This window comes from Phyllobacterium endophyticum (genome assembly GCF_003010935.1).
GTDB lineage: Bacteria > Pseudomonadota > Alphaproteobacteria > Rhizobiales > Rhizobiaceae > Phyllobacterium > Phyllobacterium endophyticum.
This window is the reverse complement of record NZ_PGGN01000001.1, coordinates 1,073,407-1,094,550: the sequence shown is the minus strand read 5'-3', so window position 1 is coordinate 1,094,550 and position 21,144 is coordinate 1,073,407. Positions and strand designations below refer to the sequence as shown.

Below are 21,144 nucleotides of genomic sequence, written 5' to 3'. Positions count from 1 at the left end.
TTCCCTACAGGTTCAATCGGATTGCGACAGAGTTGCCATGGGCATCGAGGCCTTCAGCCCGCGCGAGTTCGATCGCTGCCGGGCCCAGAGCACGAAGCTGCTCGACCCCCAGCTTCAGGATCGAGGTTCGCTTTACATAATCGAGAACAGATAGGCCGGAAGAAAAGCGCGCCGAGCGGGCTGTGGGTAGAACATGGTTGGAGCCGCCGACATAGTCACCAATGACTTCCGGCGTATACCGTCCAAGGAAGATTGCTCCAGCATTGCGCACGCCGGCCATTAGAAGTTCGGGATCATCAGTCGCTATCTCAAGATGCTCGGCAGCGATCCGGTTGACGAGCGGCAAGGATGACAGAAGGTCGGAAACGAGAATGACCGCGCCATAGTCACTCCAGCTGGCACGCGCGGCCTCGGCGCGTGGCAATGTGAGCAATTGGCGTTCCACAGCTGCGACAACGGCATCGCCGAAGGACTCGTCGTCAGTGATCAATATGGATTGCGCTGCACTGTCGTGCTCGGCTTGTGCCAGAAGATCTGCGGCGATCCAGTCCGGATCATTGTTGCTGTCAGCAACGATCAAGACCTCGGATGGACCAGCGATCATATCGATCCCGACCCTACCGAATACGCGACGCTTGGCGGCCGCCACATAGGCGTTGCCGGGACCTATGATCTTGGCGACAGGCGCGATAGTCTCGGTGCCATAGGCCAGTGCGGCGATGGCTTGTGCTCCACCAACGCGATAAATCTCGGAAACACCGGCAAGCCGGGCTGCAACCAGCACCAGCGGATTGAGCTTTCCGTCCGGCGAAGGCACGACCATGACGATGCGCTCGACGCCTGCAACTTGCGCGGGAACGGCATTCATGAGAACTGAACTTGGGTAGCTTGCCGTTCCCCCGGGAACATAGAGCCCAACCGACTCGACCGCCGTCCACCGCGAGCCAAGTTCCACACCGAGTGCATCCGTGTAGCGGTCGTCCTGCGGCATCTGCCGCGCGTGGTGCGAGTGGATGCGATTGCGCGCCAGTTTCAGTGCTTCGACCGTCTTCGCGGGTGCAGATGCCACAGCAGCATCAATCTCGGCCGAGGTAATTGCAATGCCATGCTGTACAAGATCAACCCGGTCGAAGCGTTGTGAATAATCGATCAGGGCGGAATCGCCCTCGGTGCGGACGCGATGGATTATATCGGTAACAACGCGATCCACATCTTCCGAAGCCTCACGTTTGGTAGCCAGAAATGCAGAAAACCGTGATTCAAAATCGGGCTCAGTCTGTCTCAGCACAAATGCCACGCAAATGCTCCTAATCGTCGTGTTCGGGTTTGGACGTGGTCTCCCAGGCAGGACCCAGATCTGTCAATTGCGCCTCGATAGCTTCCACTTCCAGCCTCAGCGCTTTGCCAGCCGAAAAAGTCAGTTCCACAATACCTGACGGCGCTTCGCCCGGAATAAACCGAATTGCCAAAAGCGAGAGTATATCTTCCTTGTGTTGTCGATCGATGCCGGCTGCTTTGACGCTATTGACCCGGTCGAACAACAATGCCGTGCGGCGGCGTACGAAGCTACGATGCCGTTTGCCATCGGCAGCCAATTCCCAGACGAAACGATTCACACCTACAACAAGCTTCTTCTCGGCGGCCAAATAGTCGATATCGCCGACTTTCAACAAAGAATCCTGCAGATGTGCAGACAGTATCCGCAGATCTTCCTCATCAAGCGCGATGAGTTTGAGATTTTCCATGTCTAACCTTTGCATCATGAACAGGTCGCACCGCCAAATGGCGGTACGTCACTCTCCTGTTAGAGGAAAGTGCGGACAAATGGAATTATCCGCTTGGCAAAATCGAGCGCCAATGGAAAGGATGTTGGAGGCCGTCGAGCTCCGCCTGTTTGTCAATGAGCGCTCTGTCATCGCAGTCAACAGAGAGAAGAGCGGGGCAAACGCCAAAAACCTGGCGCTCGGTGTCACTGGTGTTGTGTTTTGGCCAGCTCTTTTCCTGATGGACCCTAAATCACCAGAACGCGTCGAAATCGACGCATTGCGTAACCGAAATTTGGTCTTGACCGATATTGCCAGGACGAAAAACTGTCCTCAGCCCAAATCACAGCTCGATGACTACTATAAAAAAACTCAAATCGATACCTTCGAGCGGTGGCAGAGGCTAACGGCAGCGCCTCCTGCGCCGGTGCGCTAGGCTAACTTGAGTTAGTCGCTTATGCGTTCGACGACAGCGCCGCAACGCGTCAGCTTTTCCTCGAGCCGCTCAAAACCGCGGTCGAGGTGATAGACGCGGTTGACTGTCGTCTCACCTTCGGCAGCAAGTCCGGCAATCACCAACGACACGGAAGCGCGCAAATCCGTGGCCATGACCGGCGCACCCTTGAGCCGCTCGACGCCTTCTATCGTCGCCGTCTGACCTGACAGTGAGATCTTTGCCCCCAGGCGCGCCAGTTCCTGCACATGCATGAAACGATTTTCGAAGATTGTTTCGGTGATATGAGAGGTACCCTTGGCTTTTGTCATCAGGCCCATGAACTGAGCCTGAAGATCGGTTGGAAAACCGGGAAATGGCTGGGTTGTTACATCGACCGGCATGATACCGTGACCGTTGCGAACGACACGCAAGCCGGAATTCGTCTCCGAAATTTCGGCACCGGCCTGCCCGAGAGTTGCCAATGCAGAGCTTAGGAGGCCCGCGTCGGCGCCTTCCAAAATAACATCACCACCGGTCATCGCGACGGCCATTGCATAGGTGCCGGTCTCGATGCGATCCGGAATGACGCGAACGCGTGCTCCGGACAGGCTCACCACGCCTTCCATGGTGATGGTAGACGTGCCTGCGCCACTAACCCGAGCTCCCATGGCATTCAGGCAATCAGCGAGGTTGACCACCTCGGGCTCCTGCGCAGCATTTTCAATGATTGTTTCGCCCTTTGCGAGCGTTGCCGCCATCATCAACACGTGAGTCGCGCCCACCGAAACCTTTGGGAATACATAGCGCGTGCCGATGAGGCCGCTCTTGGCCCTGGCCTTCACATATCCGTTCTCGATGTCGATCTCTGCGCCGAGTGCACGCAAGCCATCGATGAAAAGATCGACCGGGCGCGTGCCGATTGCGCAGCCGCCCGGCAGCGATACGGTTGCCACGCCCATGCGTGCAAGAAGTGGACCTACGACCCAGAAACTGGCGCGCATCTTCGAGACCAGCTCGTAAGGTGCTGTTGTATCCACGATATTGCGCGCGGTGAAATGGATGGTGCGCGAATAGGCACCGTCCTGGCGCTCGCGGCGGCCGTTGACGGAATAATCGACGCCATGATTGCCGAGAATACGAATCAGCTGCTCAACGTCGGCAAGGTGCGGCACATTCTCCAATGTCAGCGTGTCGTCCGTAAGAAGCGATGCGATCATCAACGGCAAGGCCGCGTTCTTGGCACCCGAGATCGGAATGACGCCATTGAGCTTGTTACCGCCAACAATCTTGATGCGATCCATACTGTGTCACTTTCGCGGGGAAGTACCCGTCCTGTCGTTGAGACTCTTTGCAGAGCCGGTTGCTGTAAACCATCACACGAAATGGTTCAAGAAAGGCTTATGCCGTTGCGTGCGGACCAGTCACGATTCCTCGCGGGAGGAAGTGGAAGCGTTTTTGGTAGAAGCAACAATCCCTTCGTCACGCTCATCCGCGTTTCCGGACCGGCGCGAGCGCGACTGATGTTTTCGCCGCGCTAGATTTGCTCGCAACTGTTCGCACCGCCGTTTCTCACGATCGATCTGTTCGGAATTTGGGTCTTTAGGGGGCGAAGTCATGTCCTGTCTCATATTCCGGGTGAACCGTCACATCATTTTTTCGGCACGAAAAGACGGTTTCGACGCGATACGCATAATTCGGCCAAGAGATTGCGATTGCTTGCTTGCGATTTCAGCAATGATATGGCAGAAGTCCGCCGCGTTCGCAAATCGGCTGCAACTCAGGTAGAGCACTTCGCCTTGAGGTGATATACAAAGGAAGCCGATAACGATTTGCATGTGACATGGACACGCTGTTGTAGCTCAGTGGTAGAGCGCGTCATTGGTAATGACGAGGTCGGGAGTTCAATCCTCCCCAGCAGCACCATTCCTCCCGCTTGTTATGCAGGATCGTTACGCGCCTATCAAATCCGCGAGTTCTTGCCGGCTGGGCAGTGCCGTAAACGCACCCCGCCGTTGAGCAGTCAGGGCAGCGGCACTCTGCGCTAGGTTGATTGCATCGTCCTGTCCCAAGCTCATCGCGAGCCCCGCTGCGAACACTCCGCAAAAAGTGTCGCCGCAACCCGTCGTATCGATTGCATGTACTTTTGGTGCTGGATATTCGCGAATCGTTCCGTTGCAATCAGATGACAGACACCCGCCTGCACCAAGGGTGACGATCGCTGTGGAGGCGCCTATTCTACATAGAGCCGCAGCGGCTTCTGCGGGCTGGGAAAGGCCGGTCATTGCCTCCGCCTCACCGCGATTTGCGATCACTATATCGCACATGGGCAAGAGAGGCCCCACCTCCCACCATAGTGGAGCAGGATTGAATATGGTCAATGCACTTGAGGCAGTTGCGGCGGCAAGAGCGGCCAGCGTGCTCGCCTGTGTGAGATTGCCCTGTAGAATCACAACATCATCCGCCTGGCAATCTCGGGCAAAAACCTCGGCCTGATCCACACTCAAGGCAGCCGCACAGCTTCCCGAGGTTACAATGCTGTTTTCACCATCAGGCAGCACCATCAACAGCGAGAAATCGCTGGGATTGGGCATATGATGCAATAGAAGACCGGCAAGACCTTCCGCGCGTAACGCCGCCGTAATTTCTTCTCCCTGCGCATCCTTCCCGATTGCGCTATGGAATATGACCCCCGCGCGTGCGCGCGCCGCCGCGACTGCCTGATTCAGGCCCTTGCCACCAGGCGCACGGCCAATTCCACGGCCGAGCAGCGTTTCTCCCCTTTCCGGAAGCCGCGACACCTGCAGCGTAAAGTCAAGCCCGGCATTGCCAAGAACGCGCACCTGACCCACCAGATCAGCTCCGCGCTTTCTTGACGGCCCGCATAAACACCTGCAGCCGGTCTGGATCGACCGGGTTCCACCACGCGCCCTCATGTTTGAGGTAACTGGCAACTATTACCGCGTCGGCAACGGTGAAAATGTCGCCCACATTGTCCGGTGTGACACCCGAACCCACAGCTACGGGCAGCGATGTTCCGGAGGCGATCGTCTGCAATTCATCCATGGTGGCGCTGTCGCCGGTGCGCTGGCCAGTCGCGATTGCAACATCTGCATCGAAGAACTCGTTGTCGCGCGCGAGTTCGGTAATCGTGCGATCGCCTGTAATGGCATGGGCGCCGTGCTTGACGTGAACATCGGCAAAGATGCGGACGGATTTAGCACGCAGCCACGCCCGGTAGCGGGCTGCCTCACCCGCCGGTCCGTCCATCAGGCCTTCATTGGCTACATAAGCATTTGACCATTGATTGACGCGAACGAACGCTGCACCGGCGGCCTTGGCAACAGCCAAGGCCTGGATCGCTCCATTGGCAAGTACGTTTACCCCGATCGGCAGGCCGCTCTGGCGGCGAACCGCATCGGTCATGACCGCCATTGCGGCAGCGGTTTCCGGCCCAAGTCGATCAGGTTTGGCAAAGGGGATGTCACCGTGGTTCTCGACGATCAGACCATCGACACCGCCATCCCTATAACGCTCTGCTTCAGCTACAGCAAAGGCAACGACATCTTCCATGGGCTCTCCATCGTAGTTCGGAGAACCCGGGAGCGGCAGTGAATGGATGACGCCGATTACGGCCTTGCGCCGACCGAAAATTTCCTTGATGGCATTAGGCTTGGCGCGATAGATGGACTTCGGTTGAGAGGTCATGATGGTGCTTTCTACGTTATTGTTGGCGGCGCGCGGCTATTGTCATGACCGGGCGAGTCCGACCTGGAAGCTGTAACGATCTGCCCGATAATGCAGGACGACATATTCGACTGGCTGTTTCGCCGAAGTCCAGGACGTGCGATGACAAACCAGAATGGCGGCCGGTCGTTTCAATCCCAGCGTCTGCGCAAGATTGGTATCGGCAATGGTTGCTTCGATTCGCTCGTGGCCGCCGGTCAATGCGACGCCGGCAGTTTCTTGCAGCCAATTATAAAGTGATCCCTCATCGAGATTTGCGATTGTAGGCAGGCCTGCTCGTTCGAACGCGACCGGGGCAAGATAAGTCCGCGACGTCGCCATCGGGCTGAGGTCAGCGAGTAGAACGCGTTCTATCTCGAGTACCGGAGAATTAGGCGATATCTTCAACTCTGACGCCACAGACGGACGTGCAAGGGTAAGTTGTGAAGAAATCGTGCGATAACTCGGATTCAACCCTCTCGCCCTCATGTCTTCAGAGAAGGAGGAGAGACGGTTGAGTGGCCGTTCTACACGCGGCTCGATGACGATTGAACCGCGACCGGATTTGCGGCTTATCAATCCTTCCGTCTCTAAAAAGTCGAGAGCCGCGCGCGAGGTGGTCCGGCTAACACCGAAGCGGCGATTAAGCTCGGCTTCCCCCGGGAGCGTTTGACCCGGCCTGAAGGTACCGTCCTCGATCGCTCGTCGCAGCCGCTCAGCGATCTGCGACCACATCGGCGTCCGGCTTTCTGTGAGATCTGTTTCGTACCACATGGGATCAAACAACATAACGTCATGACATTTGTCAATGGTTGTGGATTGATTATTCGAAAGTATCCAGTTCCATTTTGAAGCGCTCGACCAGCCACGTTGCTGCCGGTCCGAGAGGGCTATCCACCGGATAGAGGGCAAGCAAGGGATAGGAAGCATCAGGATAAGGCTCGAGATCAAGATGCACGAGCCTGCCTTCCGCCAGGTCGTCCTTGACCATCCATTTCGCCAATCCACCCCAGCCGAGACCCGCCAGCATCAACTGGTGCTTGGTTCCAACATCGGTCAATCGCCACGTCTTATAGGCAAAGACGCCGAAATCCCGGCCCTTCGTCTGTTCACTCAGATCGGTTACGACGAGTTGCACGTGATCGCGTATGAATGAGAGGGGCACTGGGCCATCGTAAAGGGCGAGAGGGTGATCGGGGGCTGCGACCGGGGTCATTGCTGTTTCACCAACCTTTATCGATACCAGCTGGTCATAAACCAGCAAGGGCGGGCCTCCGATACCGAAGTCGACTTGTTTTTTCAGGACCAGATCCCACACCATGCCGAGTGCACCTACGTGCAGTCGAAGGCTCACGGTCGGAAACTGCAGTTGAAAAGATTTCAGTACCGTCGTCAGAACAGGCGAAGGCAGCGTAACATCGACGGCAACAGCCACTTCCGCCTCAAGCCCTTGCTTCAACCCTTCGGCGCGCGAGCGCAGCCCCTGTAGCACCGCAACCATGCGCCGCGCATCTTCAAGCATAGCAGTGCCATTGTCAGTCAGATGGGGTTCACGGGTTCCGCTTCGTTCGAAAAGCTGAAGTTCCAACTGCGCCTCAAGATTTGCGATTGTGTAACTGACAACCGACTGAGAACGGTTGAGCCGCCGTGCCGCAGCCGAAAAGCTACCTGTTTCCGCGACTGCAACGAATACCTGCAGTTGGTCGAGCGTCGGGTTTGGTTGCATGCCGCAGCCTATCTATGAATTCGATGGATCGGATCGATATTTTCACAGTTTTCTTAATGAGAGTCGACCACCAAATTACGTTCACTGCCGTCTCGTTCGGGGACGACTAATTCATCGAAGGAGCTTAGGCCATGTCTTCCATACTTCTCATTACATCGAGCCCACGCGGCTCAGCATCTCACTCGACGCGCGTCGCCACTGAGCTTGCACTGAAACTCCAAGCCAAGAAGCCGGGCGCAAAAATCACAACGCGCGACCTTGCAAATAATCCGCTTCCACATATCGATGCTGATTATGCGACCGGCATCTATACACCTGCCGAGTCCCGTTCCACGCAGCAACAAAGCGTTGTCGGGGTATCGGACGCCCTGGTCGATGAGTTGCTTGCAGCTGATGCGATCGTTATCGCGACCGGCCTCATCAACTTCAACATTTCTTCAACGCTGAAAGCCTGGATCGACCATATCGCACGCGCAGGCAAGACGTTCAGCTATGGCGCGGATGGCCCGAAAGGCCTGGTAACGGGCAAGAAGGTCTATCTGGTAATCGCGTCGGGAGGCGTTTATTCGAGCGGCCCGGCCGCTTCGTTCGATCACGCTACGCCATATCTGAAGGCCACGCTTGGCTTCCTGGGCATGACCGACGTCGAAGTCATTCGCATCGAGGGTGTTGCGATGGGGCCCGAGGCTGAAGAAAAGGCTGTGACCTCGGCACTCAACCTGACCGGTAATCTGGCGCTGGCCGCCTAAGGGCCAACGTCGGAACGAGAGAGGCGGGCCCACGGCCCGCCTCTTTTCGTGTCTGAGAACAAGTGAAAGCGCGCTTTAGCTGCGCCTGACGGCCTCGGCTTCGTCCAGCCGTTTTAATTGGTCAAGGAGACTTTCCGGTATCGTATCGTCGATCTTGTAGATGCCTGCAGCACGAATTGCCGATCTATAAGACGATTGCGAGATTTGTCGCCTCAAGATACGTGAAAGCTCTCTTTCGTTGGTCCGGTTAATGCCGTCCATCGTGGCCTAAACTCCAGCTTTGCCTCGTTGACTAGAACCCGTTGTCGACGAGGAAGGTTCCCCCTTTTCCGATCTTGAGCCGTCTAAAGCAATGTGTCGCTCCGACGCAGTCTTTAGTCGTATCCGGTTTTCCCCGTCCGCGGCGGAACTGTCTGCGTGACCACAGCGTTGAGAAGAGAACTCGCCATCGGGGGAAATTATTTGATCGAGACATTTCAATATCTCAATTCCTTACCTGTGTTCCCGCATGCCTTCGCACTCGCCATCGCGTATATTCTCGCGTTTCCCATCGGACTGGAACGCGAACGCGAGGAGCGCAGTGCTGGCGTAAGGACGTTTCCCATAGTGGCTCTGGCGAGTTGCGGATTTATTCAAGGAACTGAAAGTGTCACCAGTGGCAATCCTGAAGCGACCGCTCGCATTATCGAGGGCCTGATCACGGGCGTTGGATTCATCGGTGGGGGCGCAATTCTTCAATTGAAAGATTCGGTACGCGGTACCGCTACGGCAGCGAGCATCTGGTCGACCGGTGCCATAGGCGTCGCTGTAGGACTTGAAAGCTACGACGTCGCAATCATCATCGCCATCTTCACCTTTCTCTCGTTGCGCTTGCTGCTGCCATTAAAAAAGGAACCAAAAGAGGATTAGCGCGTCAGCGTCGGGTATTGCGATGTTGAAGAGACTTTTCCCAACGAAGGGCGGATTCCACGATTTTATCAAGATCGTCGAGCTTAGGTTCCCATCCCAGGTTTGCCCTGGCCTTGCTGCTATCGGCGACGATGGAAGCAGCGTCACCTGGCCGACGGCCAGTCAGGCGTGCATCGATGGGTGCACCGTGCACGCGCTCCACGCTTTCGATCACTTCCTTCACGGAATAGCCGCGACCGTACCCGCAATTGGCGATCATGCTACTGCCGCCCTCCCGCAGCCGCTCGAGCGCCAGACGGTGTGCTGCGACGAGGTCGCTGACGTGAATATAGTCGCGCACACATGTACCGTCAGGCGTCGGAAAATCGTGGCCGAAAATCTCCATATAGCGCCGCTTTCCAAGTGCTGTCTCACAGGCAACCTTGATCAAATGGGTCGCGCCTTTGGTCGATTGGCCAGTCCGCCCCTTTGGATCAGCGCCGGCAACGTTGAAATAACGCAGGGCCGTATAATGAAAATCATGCGCGGCCGCTGTGTCGCGGAGCATCCATTCCGACATCAGCTTTGAAACACCATAAGGCGACTGTGGCTGAGTTGGAACCTCCTCCGTGACCGGAGTCATCCCCCCGTCGCCATAGACTGCTGCCGTGGATGAAAAGATGAAATTCTTCACATCGGATTTCACAACGGACTCGATAAGCGACCGGGTCTTCGACGTATTGTTCTCGTAATAGGCGAGAGGGTCGCGAACTGAATCAGGTACGACCACGGATCCTGCAAAATGAATTACCGCGTCGACATAGTTGCGCTCGATTGTCTCGCGGACGAGACTCTGGTCGCCAATATCACCGACAACAAGCTTGGCCTCACTTGGTATCGCCCAGTCGAATCCTGTAGAGAGGCGATCAAGAACGACCACTGATTCGCCAGCATCCAGCAACTCCCAGACCATATGGCTGCCGATATAACCGGCGCCTCCGGTCACCAAAACTGTCATAGCCAAGCCCCTCGATCTCCATTTGTGCCGCCTTGCGCTCATCTTGCCGCATTTAGACAGGTGTGCAAAGCTTGTTACCGACGCGATATAGATACAGTAGCTATCAGGACAAATTGTAACAATGGTGTCTTCAACCAAATTGCTGCCCGAGTTTGCGACAACTCTAATCAACCTCGCCTCTGCCGGACTTGGAGCCCAGGCGATTTTTGCTACAGACGAGTTTTTTGCCCCCGTCGAGCGGATGCTTTTCGATGCACCGGCAGTTTTCATCCCAGACAAATATGATGACAATGGCAAATGGATGGACGGTTGGGAATCACGCCGCAAGCGTGGACCCGGCCATGATTTCGCTGTCATAAAGCTGGCGGCGCCCGGAGTTATCCATGGTTTCGACGTCGACACCAGCCATTTCACCGGAAATTATCCGCCGGCCTGTTCGATTGAAGCATGCATGTGCGAAGGTGAACCGACCGTCACCACCATCTGGTTCGAGATCCTGCCGCAAACTCCCCTCGGACCTTCAAGCAGCCATTTCTTCGCGTGCACCGACAAGGGAATTTGGACGCATCTGCGCCTGCGCATCTATCCCGATGGCGGTATTGCACGCCTGAGGGTTTACGGTGAGCCATGGCGCGACTGGTCGGAAGTTCCAGCCGATGAAGAAATAGACCTGGCCTCCGCGTTGAGTGGCGGGCGAGTCGTGGCATTTTCCGATGCACACTATGGCGCATTGCACCGCCTCTTGTCTCCGGGCCGCGGCCTCAATATGGGCGATGGATGGGAAACCCGACGACGACGCGAGCCTGGTAATGACTGGATTATCGTGCGACTCTGCCATCCTGGCCAGATCAGCCGCATTGTCGTCGACACGGCCCACTATAAAGGAAATTATCCAGATCGCTGTTCAGTACACGGTGCCGATCTCGGATCGGTCTCGGGTGAACTCTCGCAGTCGATCGTCACGTCCTCCATGTTCTGGCCGGAGATCTTGCCCGAAAAGAAGCTGTCAATGGATGCCGTCCACGACTTCGGCTCGCTTGATCTTGTATCAGCAGGCCGGGTCAGTCACGTGCGCCTGAATATATTTCCCGACGGGGGTGTCAGCCGCCTGCGCGTCTACGGTACCGTTTGATGAAATTTGCCTGCGCTTTGAACATTTCGTGATGAAGGTTACACTGGAACCGTGGCAAATTGCCCATAATCTCATCATGGATTTTGGCTGGTAAAAACGCTAGTAAGTTCATGATACAGGAGCAATTCATGGACTATCGTCGGTTTTTCGAAGACGCGATTGACCAGTTGCACGCTGAAAAGCGCTACCGGGTCTTTGCTAATCTTGAACGAATCGTTGGGAAATTCCCGCGCGCGCTTTGGCGCGACGCTGGAAAAACCCGCGAAATCACGGTCTGGTGCTCCAACGATTATCTTGGGATGGGGCAACACCCCGACGTTATAAGGGCGATGCATGATGCGTCGAGCCGTATGGGCTCTGGCGCAGGCGGCACGCGTAACATCTCCGGCAACAACCACCCCCTTGTTGAACTTGAGCTGGAATTGGCCGATCTCCATCAAAAGGAAGCGGGCCTCGTTTTCACCTCAGGTTTCGTCTCCAATGAAGCTTCCATTTCGACTATCGCGAGGCTCCTGCCGAATTGCCTCATTTTCTCCGACGAACTGAACCATGCCTCGATGATCGAAGGTGTGCGCCGTTCGGGTGCGGAGAAGAAGATATTCCGCCACAATGATCTTGCCCATCTTGAGGAACTCTTGAAGGCAGCAGGCAAGGAACGCGCGAAGTTGATCGTATTCGAATCCGTCTATTCGATGGATGGCGACATCGCTCCGATCGCCGCCATTGCCGATCTGGCAGAAGAATACAACGCAATGACCTATATCGACGAGGTCCACGCGGTCGGGATGTATGGCAGTCGCGGTGGCGGCATTACGGATCGAGAAGGCTTGTCCCACCGCATTGACATCATCGAAGGGACGTTGGCCAAAGCCTTCGGCACCTTGGGCGGCTATATCGCAGGCTCAAGAAGCGTGATCGATGCGGTACGCTCTTACGCGCCGGGGTTCATCTTCACGACAGCGCTTCCTCCAGTCATTGCGGCCGCGGCAACGCAATCCATCCGGCATCTCAAAGTGTCTCAAGAAGAGCGGCGCATGCATCAATGTCAGGCTCAACTTACCAAGGATGTGCTGGCCCAGGCCAATCTTCCTGTTATGAAGTCAGAGACGCATATTATCCCGATCCACGTAGGCGACCCTGAATTATGCAAGAAGGCCAGCGACCGCCTGCTGGAACGTCATGGCATCTATATTCAGCCAATCAACTATCCGACAGTTCCACGCGGTACGGAGCGATTGCGCATTACGCCGACGCCGTTCCACACGAATGAGCTCGTTGTTGAATTGAAGGACGCACTGGTTGAAGTCTGGATGGCGCTCGGTATTCCCTTCTCGAAGGACAGCGCGCCATCGGTAGAAATCAGTGAACGCGTCGTGACGCTCGCAGTTTCGAAGGCAGGCGGCTAAATCCGGTTCAGCGATTCCGGATCCACTCTGCAAGGCGCTCCGCCGCCACTTCCACCTGGTCTATCCGCCTGGCAAAGCAAAGTCGCAGAAATGCTGTGCCGCCATCTCCGAAGGCCGTTCCGGGTGCCAGACCGACTTTGGCTTCGTCGACGATATCAAACGCCGCGCGGTAGGAATCCGTGATGCCCTCGATGCCGAAAAGCAGATAGAATGCTCCGGCGGGGGGCGAGAGGCGCACCTTGCCCGTTGCCGCAAGCCTTGCGCAAAGCATATCCCGCGCCTGACGTGCCCGCTCCACCTGCATGCGAATGAAATTATCACCCTCTTCGAGAGCCACAACCCCGCCGCGTTGCATGAATTGAGCAACGCCTGAGTTCGAATATTGAATGAGATTTTCCATCGTCTGCCCTAGCGAAGGGTGTATTGCAAGCCATCCCATACGCCAGCCAGTCATCGCCCAGTTTTTTGAAAAACTGTTGACGAATATGATCCGTTCATCCGGTTCCATCACATCCAGGAAGGACGGAGCGCGGCGTGCACCATAGTAAAAATGAGCGTAAATTTCATCTGCGATGATCCACAATCCATGATGACGGGCGATCGCGAGAATCTCTTTGAGCGTTTCGACGTCCGCGGTCCAACCAGTTGGATTGGAAGGCGTATTGATGAACAGCGCCTTGGTTCGCTGAGTGATAGCATTGCGTATCTTTTCTGGATCGAGTGTCCAGCCATTTCCATTGAAATCCTGTGTCACCGGGACGGGAATGGCGCCGGCTACTCCTGCGGCAGCCGCAAAATTTGGCCACGCTGGCGAGAGATAGATAACTTCATCCCCCGCTCCAGCTGTCGCCTGGATCGCCAGTTGTATCGCATGCATGCCAGAGCCGGTGACATAGAAGTGCTCGGCGGGGAGAACTGCATCGAAATGCCTTTTGTAATAATCGGACAGAGCCTGCCGCAGTTCGGGAATTCCCGCTTGCCATGTATAAAAGGTCTCACCTCTAGCGAGACCATTGTTGGCCGCATCCCTGATGAAATCAGGCGTCGGCAGATCGCCTTCGCCCGCCCAAAGTGGAATGACATCCTCTTGCCGGCGGCCATGGTTCATGACCGCAACGATGCCGCTCTCCGGCGCTGCCGCCGCCTCCTGACGCAAGTGCTCAAAAAGACCCATCAACTGCTCCACTGGTACTGTGGCAGGGGTAGTCCAATCGGTGACTTTTAGCACGCGTATATTTGTGATGATCCCATCAGTTCAAGTGATGACCCGTTGGTCAACGAGCACCGCCTATCGCCTCGCGAGTAGATCTCGTATCTCGGTAAGGAGAACCGCTTCTTTCGTAGGCGTAGGGTCAGCCGCTACTTCCTTTCTCTTGAAGCGGTTCATGGCCTTGACCACCATGAACAGCACCCAAGCGATGATGAGAAAGTTTATGAGGAGGGTGATGAAATTTCCATAGGCGATGGTTGCTCCCGCCTCTCGCGCTGCCACCAGGGTTGGAGCGGGCGCACCCGAAAGCTGAAGGTAGAGATTGCTGAAATCGATGCCGCCAGTCAGCAGTCCTATGATTGGCATCATGATATCAGCGACAATCGACTCAACAAGTCTGCCGAAAGCGCCGCCAATGATCACGCCGATGGCGAGATCAACCATATTCCCCTTCAAGGCAAATTCTTTGAATTCCTTCAGCATGATATACCACTCTCCAGTATTGTGTGTTAATGCAAGCTGTCTATGCCAGTGATGCTGTAAAGCACCCCGGAGAGTAACAGAAGTTTTTGAATTATTAATAGGGCGTTTGCCCTTTCTACAAGTATTAGTGCCGTTGCTAGTTCAAGTGAGCCCGGCCACGATTTATTTGGACGAAAGCCGTTAACGTTGGGGACGGAAGGTTTGGGCCATGATGAGCTTGGCTGCATTGCTGGTCGTGCTGGCTTATTTTACCACGCAGTATTTGGTGATCAAATGGGCGAGCGGCCTGAGCAATCCGCGAACATCCGTGCGTCGGGCAATTTACTGCTTGAGCGTGGCAGCAAGTGGCAGTTCCTGGGTTTATTTTGGCTCCGCGGGCTACGCAGCCAAGCACGGTCTGGAGTTCGTCGCACTCTATATTGGCATCGTCCTGGCTTTCACACTTGGGTTTCCACTTCTGCAGAAGATCGTCCAACTGTCCAAAGCCGAAGGCATCAAATCTATCTCCGATTTTATCGGCGCTCGTTACGGCAAAAGTTTTTCGGTTGCCGCCGTCGTCACTGTCATCACCACGATCGGGCTCATTCCGTACATCTCCCTCCAGATTACGGCCGTTCATTACCTGATCGATATTTATTGCCATTCTTTCGATGACACCGATCTTCACGCGGAGGTCGGCGTACATATTGTGGTCGCTTTGGTGGAAATCGGCATCGCTTTTTACACAGTGTTTTACAGTGCCTATAGGCCACATTTCAAGGAACAGTATGACGGCTTGGTTCACGCGCTGGCATTTGCAACATTGGTCAAATTCGTTGGGCTTATCGTTGTCGGCGTCGCCGCAGTAACTTTCCTGTACGGGTCACCATTTGAGATCTTCGCCCGGGTTATTTCCAAGCGAGAGCAATTGCCTGTGTTCCAGGCACCACTGTCAGTGAGCAATAGTGTAGGTTTCATATTGATTGGGGCTGCATCGGTGTTACTGCTACCCAACCAATTTTACATGACGATTGTACAGAACCGGGACGATTCTGAGTTGCGCGCGGCGCGTTGGTTCGTTCCGCTACTGCTCTTGTGCTTTGGCATCTTCATTCTGCCCTTGGCCGCGATCGGGTCAACGGTCCTGCCACAGACGGCGTCCGCAGATTTTTACTTTCTCTATCTGCCTCTCGCCGCCGGACAAAACTGGCTGGCCACAATCGCACTCGCCGGAGGTTTACCCGCTGCAACTACAATGATCATAGCTCCCTCGATATTGCTCTCGATCATGATCTCCAATGATTTGATCCTGCCGGGAATGTTGAGACGTATCAGGCATTCATCATCCGATGAGCCGAAAGACTTCACAAAAATCATTCCCAACATAAGGCGGGTAGCTCTCGTGGGAATTTTGGTTGCAGCATTCGCCTATCAATTTCTGATTTCGATAAAGATCGATTTTGCGGCCATGGCACTCGTATCGGCGATTGCAGTCATACAACTCCTGCCCCCGCTTGTCGGAGGACTAGTATGGCGACGAGGTACGGCACGCGGCGCCATATGGGGGATGGTATCGGGTTTTGCGGTTTGGGCGTATACAATGGTTTTGCCCACGCTTTTCGACGCGCAAGCGACGTTCATGGCTCATGGACCATTCGGCATCGAGATGCTTCGCCCGCATTCTCTGTTCGGGCTGGACTTGAGCGGCTTTATGAATGGCTTGGTTTGGAGCCTTTCTGCTAATCTTGGCTTCTTCATTGCCGGGTCCCTTTCGCGAAGCGCTACACCACTTGAACGTATTCAGGCGTCGATCTTCATTCCCGAGAACACATTGTCCCTGGACGCTATCGGGAGCCTTCAGCCAAGCGTCACGATCAATCAGCTCAAGGTAACCATCTCGAAATATGTCGGTACCGAACAGGCAGACCTGGCATTCAACACGTTTCATAGGGAGCAGAACATTGCGCTTGACGACAACGAAGCTGCAGACTTCAAGACTGTCCATTTCGCTGAACAAATGCTGTCCAGCATCGTAGGCTCACCATCAGCTCGCTTGATCCTATCGCTTGCCATGGGCCCCACCGGGCCAGCCCAGCGCCGAGCCCAGATCGTTCTTGATCACGCGACCGATGCGCTCGCGCAGAACCGTCACCTTCTGCAGACCGCGCTTGATCAGATGGATCAGGGGATTTGCGTCTTTGATCGGGATTTTCGGTTAAGTTGCTGGAATACGCAATTCCGCCTGATCCTTGATCTCCCGAAGGAATTGCAACGGATGGGAACCCCTCTCAACCGCATCGTGGCCCATCTCGAGGAGCGAGGGGATCTCGCGGACTCGGGCGGCAAGACCTTTGTCGAGCAGTCGGCGGGCCTCTCGATGCCTTGGCGGATCAAGCTGCAAGGAACCGGGCAAACTATCGAAATTCGATCCAATCCGATGCCCGACGGCGGTCTGGTGACGACGTTTACCGATGTTACCAGTGCAGTCAACGCCGACAATCTGCTGCGCCAGACGAATGAGTCTCTCGAGCTACGCGTGCGCGACCGCACTGCGGATCTTATTTTGGCCAACCAGCATCTGGCCAAGGCACACCGGCGCGCCGAGGAGGCAAATGCCGGTAAAACGCGCTTTCTGGCGGACGCCGGACACGATATTCTGCAACCTCTAAACGCTGCCCGCCTCTACTCTTCGTCGCTGGTTGAGCAACTTGGAGATTCGTACGGCAAGGAACTTGCCAACAACGTCGACTCCTCACTCGAGGCTGTAGAGTCCATAATCAGCGCATTGCTCGATATCTCTCGTTTGGATACCGGTGCGCTGAAGCCCGTCATCTCGGTTTTTCGTCTCGACGCATTATTGCTGCAGATTGCGCGCGACTTTGCGCCAAGCGCTCGAGAAAGAGGTCTCGATTTGCGGGTGGTTCCGAGTTCGGCAGTTATAGCGACAGATCGCAATTTGTTACGAAGACTCGTTCAGAACCTCGTGTCGAACGCGGTCAAATATAGCCGATCGGGTAAAATCCTGATCGGAGCCAAGAGGCGCGGCAAATTTGTGGAACTGCAAGTTCTCGACACGGGCATTGGAATTCCGAAGGAGAAGCTCAACGATATATTTCGAGAGTTTTCACGTTTGCCGGAAGGGATGAAGGAATCGGATGGCTTGGGTCTGGGGCTTTCTATCGTCGAGCGGTTCGCCCACATTCTGGGCCTGCCAATCACCGTTCGTTCGAAGCTTGGCAAGGGATCGATGTTTTCAATATTGGTAGAGACCTCAAGCGTGAAAGTTCTTTCTGCCAATGAGTCTGTGCAACCAGTCAGAGCGTCGAGTGCGCTGACTGGCCTTGCCATTCTATGCGTTGACGACAACGAACAGTCTCTGGCCGGAATGCAAGCGTTGCTGACGACCTGGGGCTGCCATGTTCTGCCGTTCAGAAGTGGGGAGGCGCTGCGGGCTTATTGCCGTGAGAATCCTGGTTCAGTTCCATACGTAATCCTCGCTGACTACAATCTGGATAACGAAAACGGACTTGAGCTCATTCAACACACCCGCGACAACTTTCAGCGACATCTCAAGGCAGCGCTTATCACGGCTGATCGCTCCGATGAGGTGCGCGAACGCGCGGCTTTGGAAGACGTGTCGATTATCAACAAGCCGGTTCGTCCGGCCATCCTTCGGGCGCTACTCTCGCACTTCAGCCAGGCAATTGCAGCGGAATAGGTAGAGCGAATGCTATGCTCCTAAGCTTAAAGAAGAACTTCTTCCTTGAAGCGGGCTAAACGTATGACCGCCTGGGTTCGGCTTTCAACGCCAAGCTTATAAAGGACGCCGGATACATGGGCCTTGATCGTTGCTTCGGAAACGTTGAGCTCGTGCGCGATCTGTTTGTTCAACATACCGTCTGCCATCAAGCCAAGTACCCGCCCTTGCTGAGGCGTCAGTTTTCTCATGCACATTATGAGCTCGACCATCTCTGGATCGAGTTCTCCAGCCTCATCCCCGAGGAGTGGGGACCAAATTTCACCCTCAAGAATAGCCTTGACGGCTTCGTTTATCGTTTCAGGACTTGAGGACTTCGGAATGAACCCCGCAGCGCCGAGCGCGAGGGCTGCCCGAATAGTGACTGCATCTTCGGTAGCAGAAACAATCGCAACCGGAACCAGGGGTTGCAGGGCACGCAAACTGATCAGCCCTGTAAGGCCTCCGACCCCGTTCAAGGACAAGTCAAGCAGCACAAGATCGATGTCCGTAGACTTCTCAATAAGCGCTTTCGCGCTCTCAAGGTCGCCAATTTCGATTATCTCGACGTTGCTTGCTTTCGATGTAAGCGCAAGTCTCAGCGCACCCCTGAACAGAGGATGGTCATCGACAATAACAAATGTATATTTCATGATACAAAGTCCTTAAATTAAATAGCGGACCGTTCTAATCCAAAAGCCGTAATGCTAACGACTAAAGCCAATTTGACTGATATATCAAGAGTGTTTTAACGCGCGTCAAAGTTTTGTTAGCTGAGCTTGCCGCCAAGTTGAGGCTAATTCCTTCAAATGCCTTGGCAAAACCTTATTCCCGAGCGATTATTCGGCGTGGGGATAATTCTTTGAAAGCGGGATGGATGATTACAAATACTCTTTACTCTGAGACACAGCCCTATCTGGAACAGATGCTGCAAGTATCAGAATTGCACAGCATTCATATTGAAGAATGCGGCAACCCAGCCGGGAAGCCGGTGATTATGGTCCACGGCGGGCCCGGCGGCGGGATAAATCCCACCATGCGGCGTCTGCATGATCCCGAACGTTATCGCATCATTCTTTTCGATCAGCGCGGTTGCGGGAAGTCCACGCCCCACGCGGAACTGAGAGAGAATACTACATGGGACCTCGTTGCCGACATGGAGCGTATCCGTGAACATCTCGGCGTAGACAAATGGCAGGTCTTTGGCGGATCCTGGGGCTCGACTCTTGGTTTGGCCTATGCACAGACTCATCCCGATCGCGTTCGGGAACTGATCTTGCGCGGCATATTTATGATCCGCCGCTTTGAAATTGACTGGTTCTATTCCAACGGTGCCAGCATCATCTATCCAGACCGGTTCGAAGCCTATCAGGAGCATATCCCTGAAGATGAGCGGGGAGATATGATTGCCGCCTATTACAAGCGCCTCACGGACCCGGACCCCGCGGTCCAGCTGGCTGCGGCAAAATTGTGGGCGCGCTGGGAAGGGTCCGCCTTGTCGTTACTTCCTGATCCGGCACGTGAAGAAGCCTTCGGCAACGAACATTTTGCGATCGCCTTCGCCCGGATTGAATGCCATTACTTCCAGAACAAAGGTTTCTTCGAGACGGACGATCATCTCTTGCGGCATGCCCATCTCATCCGGGATATTCCAGGCGTAATCGTACATGGCCGTTATGACATGTGCACACCGCTACTCAACGCTTGGCACTTGAAGAAGGTATGGCCCGAAGCTGATCTGCGCATTGTCGAAGACGCGGGGCACGCGGTGAGCGAACCTGGCATCGTGCATGAACTTATTGCTGCGACCAAGCGCTTTGCTGCTGGCTAGTGCTAGGCGGCCAAATGTTTGCGCCGGGACTTAACGACCCAGAGGTGTCCGAACGGATCAGTAAGGACACCGGCACGGTCGCCGCTGTCCAACGTCTCAACTTCGTTGCGCAAGCTGCCACCCTCTTCGATTGCGTGATGCATGACACTATCGACGTCGTCAACGTGGATATCCAGCATAACAGGCGTGGCCCCTATGGCGTGAATTGATCGAGGGCCGCCAAGCGATGCATCTGCATCGCGTCTGGGGTTTGCGCCAACAATCATCACCACGGACGCGCCCATCCTTAGTTCAGCGGCAATCAGTTCACCATTATGTAAGTAGGGCAGTCCGAGAACTTGTGCTCCGAATACATTCTCGTAGAAATCCAGCGCCCTTTGCTGATCGCCATGGCGTACAAAGAGCCGTATCGATACTTCTCCAATCAATCTTGGCACTGCAATCATTTTACGCTCCCAGGAAAGAATCCAGAGCGACTAAAGTCTACCACTCTTTCGAACAAATCAAGAACGAACGTAACCCTGTACTCTCTCCTCCTGCCACTCTGCTGTCACTCGAAATGGTGATCACGTTTTTTGCGGTGACTGCGATCCTGGATTGGCGCCTTTCTCCTCATTCTCGAAATCCCTGGCAATCCCCATGAACCGGCGGAGAAATTTTTCCATGTAGCTCAAGCCTTTCTCGAAATCTTCCTGGGATGGCAGAGCATCGCGCACCACCGGCGGCAGTTTACCTATGCTGGCTACCGCATCTTCGAGTTTTGTCACACGCGCCTTCAGATCTGCTATGTCCTCATCATAGGCGGCGCGCTCCTCCACCGCCATTTTGCAGATTAGTTGCCCGGACTTCTCATGACAGATCGACATCTGCCCCGTCTTGTTGTTCATGCGTACATAACCATCGTTAGTCTTTTGCAAGGTATAGCTTGGCGCTTCCTGCGCTCTGGCGGGAAGCAGACATAACAAGCCGACCAAGATCGCCATAAAACAGATCCGTATGCTGGACATGGATTTGCCTCCAATGTTTGCTTTGCAAATCATACGCCGAAACCGAAAGTTCGGCGA

General features: G+C 55.0%; 20 protein-coding genes and 1 tRNA gene. 8 read left to right on the top strand and 13 right to left on the bottom strand.

Annotated elements, in window-relative coordinates:
* Positions 1-4: 4 nt before the first annotated feature.
* Positions 5-1,297, bottom strand: a complete 1,293-nt coding sequence (hisD, locus tag CU100_RS05115) for a histidinol dehydrogenase (RefSeq protein ID WP_106715409.1) — start codon at positions 1,295-1,297, stop codon at positions 5-7.
* Positions 1,298-1,307: 10 nt separating this feature from the next.
* Positions 1,308-1,745, bottom strand: a complete 438-nt coding sequence (locus CU100_RS05110; protein WP_106715408.1) for a DUF2948 family protein — start codon at positions 1,743-1,745, stop codon at positions 1,308-1,310.
* A 112-nt stretch (positions 1,746-1,857) separates the two neighbouring features.
* Between CU100_RS05110 and CU100_RS05105 the strand changes: the two genes are divergently transcribed.
* On the top strand, positions 1,858-2,199 hold the full coding sequence (locus CU100_RS05105; RefSeq protein WP_106715407.1) for a hypothetical protein: 342 nt from the start codon (positions 1,858-1,860) through the stop codon (positions 2,197-2,199).
* 11 nt (positions 2,200-2,210) lie between these two features.
* Here CU100_RS05105 and murA read toward each other — a convergent pair whose 3' ends face one another.
* Positions 2,211-3,500 carry a UDP-N-acetylglucosamine 1-carboxyvinyltransferase gene (gene murA, locus CU100_RS05100; RefSeq protein ID WP_106715406.1) on the bottom strand — a complete coding sequence of 430 codons (1,290 nt, stop codon included), beginning with the start codon at positions 3,498-3,500 and terminating at the stop codon, positions 2,211-2,213.
* 547 nt (positions 3,501-4,047) lie between these two features.
* On the opposite strand from murA, the gene CU100_RS05085 reads away from it, so the two are divergent.
* A tRNA-Thr gene (locus tag CU100_RS05085) sits at positions 4,048-4,122 on the top strand.
* A 26-nt stretch (positions 4,123-4,148) separates the two neighbouring features.
* Here CU100_RS05085 and CU100_RS05080 read toward each other — a convergent pair.
* From CU100_RS05080 to CU100_RS05065, 4 genes are read right to left on the bottom strand one after another with little or no spacing between them, the layout of a single operon-like run.
* Positions 4,149-5,048 carry a PfkB family carbohydrate kinase gene (locus CU100_RS05080; RefSeq protein ID WP_170113733.1) on the bottom strand — a complete coding sequence of 300 codons (900 nt, stop codon included), beginning with the start codon at positions 5,046-5,048 and terminating at the stop codon, positions 4,149-4,151.
* Between the two features lie 4 nt (positions 5,049-5,052).
* The gene (locus CU100_RS05075) at positions 5,053-5,904 is read right to left on the bottom strand and encodes a BtpA/SgcQ family protein (protein ID WP_106715402.1); all 852 of its coding nucleotides are present in this window, start codon (positions 5,902-5,904) and stop codon (positions 5,053-5,055) included.
* A 42-nt stretch (positions 5,905-5,946) separates the two neighbouring features.
* Positions 5,947-6,696 (bottom strand): GntR family transcriptional regulator, encoded by a 750-nt coding sequence (locus CU100_RS05070; RefSeq protein ID WP_170113732.1) that lies wholly within the window; start codon positions 6,694-6,696, stop codon positions 5,947-5,949.
* Between the two features lie 49 nt (positions 6,697-6,745).
* Positions 6,746-7,648, bottom strand: a complete 903-nt coding sequence (locus CU100_RS05065) for a LysR family transcriptional regulator (RefSeq protein ID WP_106715400.1) — start codon at positions 7,646-7,648, stop codon at positions 6,746-6,748.
* 131 nt (positions 7,649-7,779) lie between these two features.
* Here CU100_RS05065 and CU100_RS05060 point away from each other — a divergent pair, with 131 nt between their 5' ends.
* Together CU100_RS05060 and CU100_RS05050 are read left to right on the top strand one after the other, a co-directional pair.
* Positions 7,780-8,397 (top strand): FMN-dependent NADH-azoreductase, encoded by a 618-nt coding sequence (locus CU100_RS05060; protein ID WP_106715399.1) that lies wholly within the window; start codon positions 7,780-7,782, stop codon positions 8,395-8,397.
* A gap of 462 nt (positions 8,398-8,859) precedes the next feature.
* Positions 8,860-9,306 (top strand): MgtC/SapB family protein, encoded by a 447-nt coding sequence (locus CU100_RS05050; protein ID WP_106715397.1) that lies wholly within the window; start codon positions 8,860-8,862, stop codon positions 9,304-9,306.
* 4 nt (positions 9,307-9,310) lie between these two features.
* Here CU100_RS05050 and galE read toward each other — a convergent pair whose 3' ends face one another.
* Positions 9,311-10,303, bottom strand: a complete 993-nt coding sequence (galE, locus tag CU100_RS05045; protein WP_106715396.1) for a UDP-glucose 4-epimerase GalE — start codon at positions 10,301-10,303, stop codon at positions 9,311-9,313.
* A gap of 121 nt (positions 10,304-10,424) precedes the next feature.
* On the opposite strand from galE, the gene alc reads away from it, so the two are divergent.
* Together alc and hemA are read left to right on the top strand one after the other, a co-directional pair.
* Entirely contained in the window at positions 10,425-11,435 is a 1,011-nt protein-coding gene (gene alc / locus CU100_RS05040; RefSeq protein ID WP_106715395.1) for an allantoicase, read from the top strand.
* Between the two features lie 128 nt (positions 11,436-11,563).
* Positions 11,564-12,841: a 5-aminolevulinate synthase gene (gene hemA, locus CU100_RS05035; RefSeq protein ID WP_106715394.1), complete on the top strand. Its 1,278-nt coding sequence runs from the start codon at positions 11,564-11,566 to the stop codon at positions 12,839-12,841.
* Between the two features lie 7 nt (positions 12,842-12,848).
* On the opposite strand, the gene CU100_RS05030 is transcribed toward hemA, so the two are convergent.
* Positions 12,849-14,015 (bottom strand): pyridoxal phosphate-dependent aminotransferase, encoded by a 1,167-nt coding sequence (locus CU100_RS05030; RefSeq protein ID WP_106715393.1) that lies wholly within the window; start codon positions 14,013-14,015, stop codon positions 12,849-12,851.
* 114 nt (positions 14,016-14,129) lie between these two features.
* On the bottom strand, positions 14,130-14,534 hold the full coding sequence (gene mscL, locus CU100_RS05025) for a large conductance mechanosensitive channel protein MscL (RefSeq protein WP_106715392.1): 405 nt from the start codon (positions 14,532-14,534) through the stop codon (positions 14,130-14,132).
* A 208-nt stretch (positions 14,535-14,742) separates the two neighbouring features.
* Here mscL and CU100_RS05020 point away from each other — a divergent pair, with 208 nt between their 5' ends.
* On the top strand, positions 14,743-18,231 hold the full coding sequence (locus tag CU100_RS05020; protein WP_106715391.1) for a hybrid sensor histidine kinase/response regulator: 3,489 nt from the start codon (positions 14,743-14,745) through the stop codon (positions 18,229-18,231).
* 26 nt (positions 18,232-18,257) lie between these two features.
* Here the strand turns inward: CU100_RS05020 and CU100_RS05015 are convergent, their stop codons facing one another.
* Positions 18,258-18,902, bottom strand: a complete 645-nt coding sequence (locus CU100_RS05015; RefSeq protein WP_106715390.1) for a response regulator transcription factor — start codon at positions 18,900-18,902, stop codon at positions 18,258-18,260.
* 224 nt (positions 18,903-19,126) lie between these two features.
* Between CU100_RS05015 and pip the strand changes: the two genes are divergently transcribed.
* Positions 19,127-20,080, top strand: coding sequence for a prolyl aminopeptidase (gene pip, locus CU100_RS05010; protein WP_106715389.1), 954 nt, complete (start codon positions 19,127-19,129; stop codon positions 20,078-20,080).
* Positions 20,081-20,082: 2 nt separating this feature from the next.
* On the opposite strand, the gene CU100_RS05005 is transcribed toward pip, so the two are convergent.
* Positions 20,083-20,526, bottom strand: a complete 444-nt coding sequence (locus CU100_RS05005) for a VOC family protein (RefSeq protein WP_106715388.1) — start codon at positions 20,524-20,526, stop codon at positions 20,083-20,085.
* Positions 20,527-20,646: 120 nt separating this feature from the next.
* Positions 20,647-21,063, bottom strand: a complete 417-nt coding sequence (locus CU100_RS05000; protein WP_106716018.1) for a hypothetical protein — start codon at positions 21,061-21,063, stop codon at positions 20,647-20,649.
* Between the last annotated feature and the right edge of the window lie 81 nt (positions 21,064-21,144).

Excerpts from the sequence above, each read along its gene's own strand:
- galE (WP_106715396.1), bottom strand. The coding sequence starts at position 10,303 with ATGACAGTTTTGGTGACCGGAGGCGCCGGTTATATCGGCAGCCATATG.
- CU100_RS05065 (WP_106715400.1), bottom strand. The coding sequence starts at position 7,648 with ATGCAACCAAACCCGACGCTCGACCAACTGCAGGTATTCGTTGCAGTC.
- CU100_RS05020 (WP_106715391.1), top strand. The coding sequence starts at position 14,743 with ATGATGAGCTTGGCTGCATTGCTGGTCGTGCTGGCTTATTTTACCACG.
- CU100_RS05030 (WP_106715393.1), bottom strand. The coding sequence starts at position 14,015 with ATGGGTCTTTTTGAGCACTTGCGTCAGGAGGCGGCGGCAGCGCCGGAG.
- CU100_RS05000 (WP_106716018.1), bottom strand. The coding sequence starts at position 21,063 with ATGGCGATCTTGGTCGGCTTGTTATGTCTGCTTCCCGCCAGAGCGCAG.
- alc (WP_106715395.1), top strand. The coding sequence starts at position 10,425 with ATGGTGTCTTCAACCAAATTGCTGCCCGAGTTTGCGACAACTCTAATC.
- CU100_RS05060 (WP_106715399.1), top strand. The coding sequence starts at position 7,780 with ATGTCTTCCATACTTCTCATTACATCGAGCCCACGCGGCTCAGCATCT.
- CU100_RS05015 (WP_106715390.1), bottom strand. The coding sequence starts at position 18,902 with ATGAAATATACATTTGTTATTGTCGATGACCATCCTCTGTTCAGGGGT.
- CU100_RS05075 (WP_106715402.1), bottom strand. The coding sequence starts at position 5,904 with ATGACCTCTCAACCGAAGTCCATCTATCGCGCCAAGCCTAATGCCATC.
- CU100_RS05105 (WP_106715407.1), top strand. The coding sequence starts at position 1,858 with ATGGAAAGGATGTTGGAGGCCGTCGAGCTCCGCCTGTTTGTCAATGAG.
- pip (WP_106715389.1), top strand. The coding sequence starts at position 19,127 with ATGATTACAAATACTCTTTACTCTGAGACACAGCCCTATCTGGAACAG.
- CU100_RS05070 (WP_170113732.1), bottom strand. The coding sequence starts at position 6,696 with ATGTGGTACGAAACAGATCTCACAGAAAGCCGGACGCCGATGTGGTCG.
- hemA (WP_106715394.1), top strand. The coding sequence starts at position 11,564 with ATGGACTATCGTCGGTTTTTCGAAGACGCGATTGACCAGTTGCACGCT.
- murA (WP_106715406.1), bottom strand. The coding sequence starts at position 3,500 with ATGGATCGCATCAAGATTGTTGGCGGTAACAAGCTCAATGGCGTCATT.
- CU100_RS05005 (WP_106715388.1), bottom strand. The coding sequence starts at position 20,526 with ATGATTGCAGTGCCAAGATTGATTGGAGAAGTATCGATACGGCTCTTT.
- CU100_RS05110 (WP_106715408.1), bottom strand. The coding sequence starts at position 1,745 with ATGGAAAATCTCAAACTCATCGCGCTTGATGAGGAAGATCTGCGGATA.
- mscL (WP_106715392.1), bottom strand. The coding sequence starts at position 14,534 with ATGCTGAAGGAATTCAAAGAATTTGCCTTGAAGGGGAATATGGTTGAT.